Here is an 11,995-nt window from a genome sequence, read left to right as displayed (position 1 = left end):
TGTTATCATTGTCATCTCGTGAACCATGCCCAAGATACCGATTACGAACACAATAATCGCCCAAAATAGCATAGTTTCTCTTTTGCAAGGGGTTAGGCAATATTAGAAGAGTTTTACTAAAATCGAATTACTGAACAATAATAGATTTTGCATTATGATAGGATAGCCAAATCTACATTATTAGTTATCAACTAAAAAAAGTTCCTTTTTGAGGACCTTTTGATCTATTTTTTTTTGTGCTGAGGATTCTTAAATTCTGAGTAAAGCATGCCGAGAGATATTAACATGATCGAAACCGATGTGGCTTCAGCAAAGAATGGGATACTAAAGCTAATAAGCCAGATTTCATGAACAAGACCTAAAAGACCGATAACAAATACGATGATTGTCTAAAAAATCATGTTTCTCCTTCCTAAAAGTAAAATTCCGTAAACAAATATACATGATATTTTTAAAAAAACAAGAAATAATAATAATGAAGTCACTGGTAAGGTGGTGTGTGAAAATTAGGATGATTATTTTTGTTGACTTTTTGGTTTATTTATTGAAATTAAAATTTATTCTCCAAATATAAACCAAGAAACCCCCCTCTGTTTTTCACAATAGAATATCCAGCAGTGTCTTTTGCTTTTTTACATGAAGCTAGTTAAAAAGAGGAATTATCGCATTGCAATATTAAAAATCAAAATATATAATATATGAATTATTCTAACTTATTCAGGAGTTGTAATGTGAAAAAATCTCTCATAATTATACTCATCTTATTATGTGCAACCATATTTTCAGCGGATAGCTTTCAAAATGGACGAACTAATCTCGAAGTAACGAATGCGAACGAAAATAACACAGTTTTTATTTTTGAATCAAATCAGCCAGCTTTTTCGAGTTTGATGACAGATCAGGGCGAATTCATAGACATCCAATTCGAAAATGCATTTAAAGGCGGTGAAATAGGAAGTCCTGAGTTGCCAATTTTCCGAACTATGGTGCAAATACCATTTGGCTCGACACCGAGGATAGAGGTAATCGAATTCAATTTTGAAGAGATTAACCTTATCGATCTAGGATACACGTTGCCCGTTACCCCTAGGCGATCTCCGCGTATAAAAATATCAGGATATGAACCTCCATTCGAGATAAATGAAGAAATCTATTCACGCGATTCCTATCAATACCGAAACCCGGTGGAAATCATAGATGTTGCGACCGCGCGCTCTTATAGGCTTGCTCTTATCGAGATAAGACCTGTCGATTATAATCCTGTTCGAGGAACGATAAAAGTAGCAAAAGGATTATCTTTCAAAGTCATTCACGATAACGGCGACATTGCATTAACCCGAGATATTAAAACCCGCTATGCAAGCAAATCATATGATGCATTGATAAAACCTCTTATCGCGAATCCCGAGGCCTTTATGGGTATCGGAAAATGGCTTCCGGCCTCATCTGATTTAGGTTATCTGATTGTTACCGCCGATTCTTATGCTGATACCTCACAAGTTTTGGCTAAATGGAAAGCACGAAAGGGTTATTCAGTCAAAGTCAAGACAGTATCCGAGTTAGGAGGAACTGCGAATTCCATTAGAAACTGGATTTTAGCCGAATATGATACATCTGAAGTTGCACCGACTTACATTCTATTGATTGGCGATATCGACGATGTCCCATCTTTCGAAGGTGCTGAATCTGAGTCAGAAACCGATACACCTTACGGTGATATGGATTCTGGAGGTTATATCCCCGAATTATTTGTTGGTCGAATCTCTCCAGCCGATGCTGAGCAACTTGGTGTTTTTGTAAGAAGAACAATAGCCTATGAGCAATTCGACATCCCGGCCGGACATAGAGATTTTGCCCATAAAGCGGTCTTTATGGCCTCTAATGATGGGAGTTACTGGGACCTGGCCGAGGAAACACAACGCTATGTAATTTCCGAGCATTTCAGCCCCGCAGGACTTGAATGCGATAGCATTTGGGCTTATAGCGATCCATCGGCTTCGGCCAATTCCATTGCAGCTGTTCGCGATGGTAGAACCATTCTCAGCTATACCGGACACGGTGGTTATTATCTTTGGGATGCTCCAAGCTGGTCACAGGATGATGTTCGTGAGTTGGGTAATGTCGATGAATATCCCTTTGTTATATCGAATGCCTGTATAACGGGCACTTTTAGTTTGAACGAATGTTTCGGAGAGACATGGATTAGACAGGAAGATGCAGGTGCTATAGGTTTTATAGGGGCTTCGAATAATTCCTATTGGGATGAAGACGATGTTATGGAACGAGTCATGTTCGATGATGTATTCCGTGCGGATTATCGATTTGCGGGGGGAATGCTCAACCGTGGTTTACTCGGTGTGCATCTTGCTTATCCAAGCACTGCTGAATACTATTATGATGAGTATAATCTTCTCGGAGATCCGGCGTTAGCTATCTGGTATGGTGATCCTGTCGAAATAGCCGCCACTTATCCACCGATGCTTTATGTTGGAGGAATCGTTGCTGTCAATGTGACTAGCGCTGGCGCGCCGGTGGATAGCGCGTTGGTCTGTGCCACCGATGCTGGTATTGTTCATTCAGTTGGATATACAAACTCTTCCGGAAATGTTTCTCTGAGTGTTGCGGGCGCGGGAATGGGTGATACTATCTGGGTAACTGTTACACATTACGACATGATTCCACATCTTGGTTATGCGATTATTGGTGGGGGTGGCGCATGGTTGGCGTTGGATTCTGTTATTATCGATGATTCAATGGGCGACAATGACGGCTTGGCAGATATTGGCGAGGAAATAGGATTTACAGCATTTATCAGAAATATCGGCGGCGAAGATGCGAATTCGGTTGTGGGAGCTTTTAGGACTACCGAGAGTGGAATAGTAATTTCAGACTCGATTAAGTCTTTTGGAAATATTGTAGAGGGAGGAACCGCCTTTAACGCATCTCCTTTCATAGCTGAATTTCCGGCTGATATCCCCGATGGTGAAAGGATTACTTTTAATCTCATGACCTCAGATGAACACGATTCATCATGGAGTATCCCTATTGGAGTCGATATTCATGCCCCGATCCCAAGTGTAATAGATCACCATATAACAGACACATTGGGCGGCGATGGAAACAACTTCTTCGAACCTGGGGAAACAGCTGAACTTAGTATTACAGCGTTAAATAACGGTGGCGAAACAGCAAGGTATATGATTGTCGGTCTAGCGGTCGAAACCAATCCTTATGTGACTGTTACCTCGGCTACAAGCGGAATAGACTCGATGGTTCCCGGAGAATCCAAGGTTAATTTTCCTTCATTTGTTCTTTCGGCGAGTTCGACCTGCCCCAATCCCTATATGGTCGAAGCTTATGTTTCTGTTCAGGATTTCAGAGGCCCCATGGTTATCGATACTATAGTCCTAGCTATTGGCACGGCTGGTTTTGTTACAGATTGCGAAAGCGGTCCTTCGGGTTGGATTGCCGATGCAATATGGCATATTGAAGACCATCGCTTCGCCAGCCCGGGCAACAGTTGGTATTGTGGCGTCGATAATAGATTTATGTATCGTGATTCAGTGGATGCGGTTCTGGTATCACCCGAGGTTGCCGCGCCTGTGAATACAATGTTGAGTTTTTGGCATTATTTTGACACCGAGGCTAGATACGATAGCTGTTATGTCCATTATTCAACTGATGGCGGTTCGAGTTGGCATTTGATCAGCGGTTTCGACGGCCCAGGAAATCGATGGAAATTCTCTAAATTCGACCTCTCTTCAGAACTCACCCCGGGTGCGCCGGTCAGGATTAAATTCACCATGTCTTCGGATGTTTATTGTAGGGGAGAAGGGTGGTATATAGATGATATCGAGCTGGGTAGCGCTAAAGCTGTTTATCTTGGAGCCGGCAGTGTAGAGCCATTTGCAGGAAATGCAACCTCAGATTTCAGGTTTACAGTTATTTGTGCAGCTCTCGGAGGAGGAATTCCATCGGCAGCGCGAGTGTTGATTAATGGTGTGGGTCATAATATGGCTATTGCAGATGGCTCTATTTCAGGTGGTGCAACTTTCGATTACACGTCTGATCTTGCTGTCGATGAGTATTCATATCATTATGAATTCTACTTTGGTTTGGATACGGTTCGATTCCCTCAGGATGGAGAAATTGAAGGTCCTTATGTGTCTGATGCCTTTTATGCCTTCGATGTAGGTAGCTCGACAGCCGGAATTATACATCATGGTTTTCGTGACGATTGGGAATATGGTGTCCCAACTTCGGGTCCCGAATCTGTTCCTATTGGAACGAAATGCTTTGCAACTAAGCTTGCCGGAGAATATTCAGATAGTTCGCAATCTAGGCTCGAATTGCCCCCAATAAATCTCGAGGACATGGATAATGCCTATTTATGCTTTTATCATTGGTATCGATTCCAATCTTCGGAGAGCTACTCTTTCCACGACGGTGGAAATATAAAAATCGCTATAGATGGCGGTCCTGACACGTTTGTTGTGCATCCACAAAATGGTTATGATGGTGTCTCATCTCAGTATAACCGTTTAATAAGTTGGGAGAATTGTTTTGGTGGAAGCAATATCGGTAATTTCTGGCAATTCGAAGCTATAGATCTAACGCCATGGATAGGACATACAGTAACAGCTTGTTTCGATTTCGGTTCAAGTTCTCGTAATACCGAGGTTGGATGGTATGTCAACAATCTATATATCTATGGGATTGGCACGCATGGAATTGGTGAGTCAGCTATATCATTGCCGGAAATACTAAAGATATCGGCTCATCCGAATCCATTCAATGCTGTTGTGGAATTCAAGCTAGGATCACCCAGTAAAGGGGCTAAGCTTGGAATTTTCGATGTTAATGGTCGTCGTGTAGCCGATCTTTCCACAAAATTGAAGACTGGAGAGAGCACAGTCCGATGGATTCCGCAAGATATACCATCGGGGTTGTATTTCGCTCGCTTCGATAACTCGAGAGGTTCAATAACAAAGCCAATAATACTCCTAAAATAGACTGTTAGCGGAAGGGCGTTTTTAAAGCGCCCTTCTACATTATAGGAACTTATTATCGAATGCAGGAAAAAAGGTTGTTTGAAGGTGAATTTGTAAGTTAAATGGCTTGACGAATAAGATTTTAAGATTTATTATTATATGAATTATGAGATATAAAATTAAATTGTCCGATATTTATACTGGGAGGTCCATTTGAAAATTCTGCGAATTTTTGGACTTTCGATTTCATTCTTTTTGTTATTGGGTGTTGTCGTTTCTACAAGGCCTATAGCGCCCCCTCCGAGGCGTATAGAATCTCTTTCTGAGAAAAAATCTACACAAAAACTAAATTTCGTCCGAGAAACCGCAGATGCGATTGAATCTGCTGTTGGTATCGGCGAGATGCCTGAATGGGTGCGTAGCGAAGCAATGAGAACGGTTACCAATACCTCATATGTTAATTCTGCTAAGGCCCTACAAGCATGGAGGCAAAGAACTAATTTTATCGGTTTTTTGGATGAGAGGGAGAACCGAATAACCAAGAGACCATCACCGCCAGCGCCCGAGGACCCCGGAGAGGCGATGGATGATATAGATTGGACTGATGACCGAAGGGTTAACACCGACGCAAGTGATCAGCAGTTCCATCCCACATGTTGCGTGGGAAGCGATGGAACAATCTATGTGGCGTGGTGTCTCGACGTTGACACAGAGAATTCATGGGTTTATTTCAGTAAGTCCTCAGATGGCGGGGTAACCTGGTCTTCTTCTGTCTTGGTGGATAGTTACGGTATAAATAATCGCCCGAGAATTGCTTGTTATGGAGCCGGTTCTTCTGCGGATGTCTATATAACTTACACATACTGGTATAATCCCTCAGAATATGACTACGACATCTACTGCAGCGTTTCAAATAACGGCGGCTCGAGCTTCTCAACATATTCCATTAGGGCTTCTAGCGATTATGAAGATATGAGTTGTGTAGTTACCGATGATTTGGGCTATGTCTATGTGGCCATGGTTCACGGTTGGGTTGATGGTGGAGGTTGTGATCCGGACGAAGCTGAAGCAGAGGTTGTCTTATATAGAAGCTCTTCACATGGAAGTTCGTGGTCTGGAGGCTATTATCTCACTAATTATGGTGGTCAGCACGACGATTTTCTACCTGCACTCGCAACTTATGGCGGTGGTAGTTCATGTCAGTTGCATTTCGCCTGGGTTCACGATGTAACAACTAATGGGTCGAATTATGATGTATATTACAAAAAAATAACAAATGCGGGAGGAACTCCTTCAATCCCGTCTTCTTATGTCTCGATAGCATCGAGTTCTGTTCAGGAATATGTTATACCTAGCGGTATCGATGTTGGGCCGGATGGGTCTCCGCAAATAACATATACTTATTCAACCGCGTCTTCCGGCAACGGTGATATATACTATCGCAGAAGTACTGATGGCGGAGCGTCATTCCAGTCAGCGAGAGTTATTACAAATCGCGTCACCGAGGAAACAGATGCTGTTATCGCGGTCGATGCTCAGAATAACCCAACCGTTGTGTGGCGTGATGCCCGTTCGGGTAATACCGATATTTACGTCTCCTATTCAGACGACGAAGGAACAACATGGAAGACGCCGTTTAGGGCAAATCAGGATGCCACAACAGCGAATCAATATTGGCCGGGTATCGGGATGTGGAGTAGTGGTTGGCAGAGGAAGTTATCTGTTATCTGGTGGGACGAACGCTACGATGATGGAGATGTATATTTTAATGGCAATGAAATGCTTGGCGTCTCGCTCGATGTGGATTATGTCCCTTCGATGCCGCTTTGGCCGCTTCCAGGATTCTCTTTTTGGGCTTTCGAAGCTCATTACGATACATCGTTTACAACAGAGGCGATATATCGCATATGGTTCGATCCGGAATATTCAAACGATCCGCTATTAGATGAATTGTGGGCAGGGTCGAGCAGTAGCGAGCGTTGGGCAGTGGATAATCCTGGCGGATGGATATGGCTTTCAGGTAACTACTGGACACCTCCGAGCACCGGAGGGAGTTATATCTGCGATTACTATCATCAGTTTAGGGTTATTTTTGATGCTGTAAAAGGCAATCCCCCTGCATGTGATCACACGCTTCCTGATGTCGATATTAATTTTGAGAGTTTTGGCAACGATATCGATACAACAATCAATGACGCGGTCAGTTGCACTTCTTGGGTAGATATAGGCACAACTTATGACATGGCTGGATGGTATCTCCTGTCTCCGACACAAAGATGGGCTACGAATTCCCCCGATACTATCGGTTCCGTGTCCATGGCAAGGATTGTTCAGCCGTATTATTACCACCAGTGGAACCCCATTGTTCTTTTTGTGGGGCCTACTGTAGATAACACAGTCTTTACGGAAACACATACACAATTTGGTGAACCGCATGTCGAATCAGGATTATATAATCGTTGGGAACAGTGGACGGATTGTGGCACGACGATAGATTTTTCGGATACTACTGTTCCTGAAGGATGGTATGCCATAGATTCCACGAATTTCTTGTGCGAGGGCTATTCTATGCGGACTATTAGGTATTCCAATAATACTCATGTGGTTGTTCGCAATGATTTTGTCTATGGTCAGGTGATAGTCGATGGAACGACGGTTTCCTCGCCGGACTCGGTGGATTGGGGTCCAGGTTCGACTCACTCGATAGGCGCAATTTCGCCACAGACCTTTGGAGATACGATTAGATATATTTTCAGGGCATGGTCTGATGATGGTGCGTTTACGCATCTCGTGGTAATTTCGGAAGAAGATGTTAATTTCACTGCGTTATTTGGCAGCCAATTTAAGCTCGATATGGAATATACTGGTGCTACAGGTGGCCATGAACCGACTCTTACGGGTGAAGGATGGTATTGGGAGGACAGTGTTGCAACTATTACCGCCAGTGAGGCTTGGGATAGTGTTGGCGGTGTTCGTTACGGTTTCTCGCATTGGGAAACTATACCTTCTGGAGCTTTTATCGGTGACAGCGCAAGCTCGACGACCACAATAATCATGGATAGGCACTACACAGTGCGGGCAGTTTATTCGGTGCAATATGAACTTACAGTGAATTCCGAGGGTGGATACGGCACTCCCGATCCACCGGTTGGATCTAACTGGATAGATGCCGGTGCGCATGTTTGTGCAAATGCCGGAAGTCCTGATCTTACAGCGCATATGTATGCCACCGGTTGGGCAGGAACAGGACCTGTTCCATCTGCAGGCAGCGGTTCTGAAGCTTGTTTTTACATGTCATCTTCGGGGTCGATACAATGGCTATGGGCCGATCAGCTCACACTGACGGTAATTTCTACATACGGCGTTCCCTCACCTATGGTCGGAGTTAGCTACTACGATCCGGGGACCTATGTTGATTGTTCAGTCGAGACTCCATTCATGCTGTCTGGAGACACTCGCGCGGCGTGTTATGGCTACACGGGAACGTCTGTCATAGGTTCGGGTTCTACAGAATTTGTCGATTTTAATATTGTTGAGGATTGCACGCTTACATGGAACTGGCGTATCGAATACCGGTTAATGATTGTCAATACTGGTGGATACGGTGAACCTCTAATACCACCTGTTGGCGAGAACTGGTTCCCGAGTGGATCTTTGGTGTTAGCGAAAGTTAACTCGCCGGATCCGCCCATGGTTTGTATTGGTTTTTTAGGGACTCCACCGGTCCTACCTTCCTCGAGTCCTCAAGATTCTATAGTTTTCGCGATGATCGCCCCAGCAACGCTCACATGGCAATGGGCAGGAGACTTTGAGGTTTATTCTTTATTGGTTACATCCCCCGATGAGAGAGGCGCTCCTTCGCCGTATGGGACAACATGGTGGCTTCCTGGAAGTCCGATTACAGCAACGGTAACAAATCCGTGGCCTGATCCTGTCGATGAGGGAATTCGATGGATTGTAGATAATTTCGTCGGTTCCGGAAGCGCACCATCGGGGAGTGGGGCATCAACAGGAACATTTTATATATGGGCGAATTCCACGATTGCATGGAATTGGGACGATGAATACCGGTTACTCATCGACTCTGAACCGGGATATTATGGTGCACCAGTTCCGGATACCGGTGAAAACTGGTATGAAAGAGGTGCTGTCGTATCAGGCTCTGTTACTACTCCATGGGAAGATTCGGTTGTTTGCACCGGATATACAGGAACAGGAAGTGCTCCGGCATCGAGTGGAATTTCGAGTTTCAGTTTCGCGCTAGCAACACCCAGCTCTGTTACTTGGCACTGGGATATATCCTCCGTTTCACTTAATGTCATGAGCGACTACGGTTTACCAACACCATCGGTGGGGTTACATCATTACGCGGTGGGAACTGAAATCGACCTTTTAACGAATCAATATGCTTATGTTTCACCGGTGGAAAGGTGGAAATGTGTCGGTTGGACCGGCACTGGCTCGGTCCCGATGTCGGGAGTGGATACGTTGGTTAATGTTAGGCTTATTACTGACAGCAGCATTCGTTGGATTTGGGAGCGCCAATTCAGGTTGGATGTCGATAATCCAGGCGGATACGATGCACCTGTTCCTGCAGCGGGACAGCACTGGTTCGATGCGGGGACATGGGTAACATGTTATATTACAACAAATCCCTATGATACAATGTATTGTGTGGGATTTTCCGGCACAGGCGATTGTCCGAGTGCGTGGGGTGTCGATGAGGTTAGTTTTATTATTAACCAATACTCCTCGATTCAATGGATTTGGTTTGGAGAAAGCGATGTCAATATTATCGAAGTAGCTAGCGAACATGGTGATCCTCATCCCGCGATAGGAACACATTATTATCCTGGCAGCATTGTTATAGATTGCTACATGCTCGAGGCTACCGATTTTGTTGGACCTGGAGAGAGATGCTGTTGCGATGGTTGGACTGGAACCGGCTCTGTGCCGGTAGCAGGAGCGGATACATCGTTTAGCTTCACGGTTAGAGGGGATGGGACTATAACTTGGAATTGGCATAGGGAATACAGCTTCGAGGTTCAAAATCCTTTCGGAATGGGCTATCCATTACCGGATATAGGTATGTATTGGTACCCTGCCGGTTCCGAAGTGACTGCTGAGGTTACACTTAACCCGGATGGAACATGGGCATGTGTAGGATATTCCGGATGGGGTTCGCTTGGAATTGGAGTTAGCGATAGGGTTTCTTTCACGATTGATGAGCCTTCAGGAATAGAGTGGATATGGGAATCCTTGGAAGATGTCTATATTCTTACAGTGGTCAGTTTACATGGGCATTGTGATCCTCCTGTCGGTATTAATTATATATCCGAAGGTTCGATCATCACAGCCACGGCAGGGCCATACGATTATGATAGCGATGTTGTTCGTCATTCAGCCAACGGTTGGGTAGGCCTGGGGTGTGTGCCATTATTAGGTGATACTAATTTGGTTACATTTACAATGGATTCTGATGGAACTATCACTTGGGGCTGGAATAATGAATTCTACCTTGCATTAGATTATGAGGGTTGCGGGTCGGCGGTTCCAGTTCAAACTGGCGAGGGTTGGTTTTTATTCCGCGAAACTACAGAGGTAACTACATCTACATCGATTCCTGATGTTGGTGGTTCTCATTATGGTTTTATAAGTTGGGATGTCGAACCAGAGTTGACTGCAACAGTTGCGCATTATACATGGCCAAACACCGAAGCAACTGTTCTTGCTCCCTGTACATTGATAGCTCGATACGCGCCGGCGGTTCAATGCACTTTATACAAAAATCCTTCTCAGGATTTCGGCGGGTTTATTGTTGATGGGACTTTGTATGATGAAATATCTCAATATATCGAATGGTGGGGTTTAGGATCTAATCATCGGATAGAGGCGACATCGCCAGACATCGGCCCGGGCGAGAGATATGTTTTTTCCCGCTGGAACGATGCAGGCCCCATTGCCCACGATGTAGGCCCCATAACTACTCCAATTAAAATTAGAGCTGACTATGCCACCAATTTTGCTCTCACTATTGAGAAATCACCACTTCATTCTACGGGTTTCATTAGCGTAGATGGCACTGAATATTTAGATTCTAGCAATGTATCTTTGTGGATCAGAGCGGGTTTGGCGCCCACTGTTGGAGTTAGTTCCCCCGATTATGAATCATCCGATCAAAGGTTCAATTGGATTTCGTGGAGCGATGGTGGCGCGCTAAATCATCTTCTCGAGCCTATGGGTGCGCCGGTCAATCTTATTGCTAACTATAATCAGAAACTTAGGCTTAAAGTCGATAAATCCCCCCCTGAATCTTACGGTTGGATTTCTATCGACGATACGTTGTTTGAATATACTTCGAGTGCCGCCCTTTGGCTCCTACCGGGAGGTGAACACGAGATTAATTTGTCCCGTATAGATGTTTCCGGTGATAGCGCATATCAATTTGTCTATTTCGACAGGGATGTTTCAGACAGTATTATTCCAAAAACAGTAATTCTTGACGAACCACAGTCTATACTAGCTGTTTATAATGCTTTCGAGTATATACTTGCAATCGATGTAACACCTACCATATGGAGTCTGGGATTGCAATTCCCGAATTATATGAGAACAATGATACCGCCGGAGCTTATTACTGTGCAAAACACCGGAAATATAAATTGTGATTTGGGTTTGGCGGCAATGGATACTTTAAGTGAATGGGTTTGCGGATGTTCAAATGGAATGGACAAAATTGTATTGCGTGCGCATTTGTGTAATGATCCGGTTGCACCTGCGTTGTTCCATCCGGCCTACGATTGTATTCGAGAGACTATTAACTGGGCAACGGAGTATTATTTCGGGCCGCTTGGCTACGAATTAATCCCTTACGAGATCAATAATCTCTGGTTACAGGCGCAAATGCCCCGTGCGAGTAGTAGCTATGCAGAACAAATCATGATCATAAGAGTAACAGCAAGGGTAACCTTGTATTAAAAAGTTATAGAAATAGAACTTGAATT

General features: G+C 44.3%; 2 protein-coding genes. Both read left to right on the top strand.

Annotated elements, in window-relative coordinates:
- The first annotated feature begins 731 nt into the window (after positions 1-731).
- On the top strand, positions 732-5,012 hold the full coding sequence (locus KAH81_05415; GenBank protein ID MCK5833093.1) for a T9SS type A sorting domain-containing protein: 4,281 nt from the start codon (positions 732-734) through the stop codon (positions 5,010-5,012).
- A gap of 192 nt (positions 5,013-5,204) precedes the next feature.
- Positions 5,205-11,969, top strand: coding sequence for an exo-alpha-sialidase (locus KAH81_05410; protein ID MCK5833092.1), 6,765 nt, complete (start codon positions 5,205-5,207; stop codon positions 11,967-11,969).
- Positions 11,970-11,995: the final 26 nt, after the last annotated feature.

The sequence above is a fragment of the bacterium genome, from assembly GCA_023145965.1.
Lineage (GTDB): Bacteria > UBP14 > UBA6098 > UBA6098 > UBA6098 > UBA6098.
This window is presented reverse-complemented; position numbering and strand designations above follow the sequence as displayed.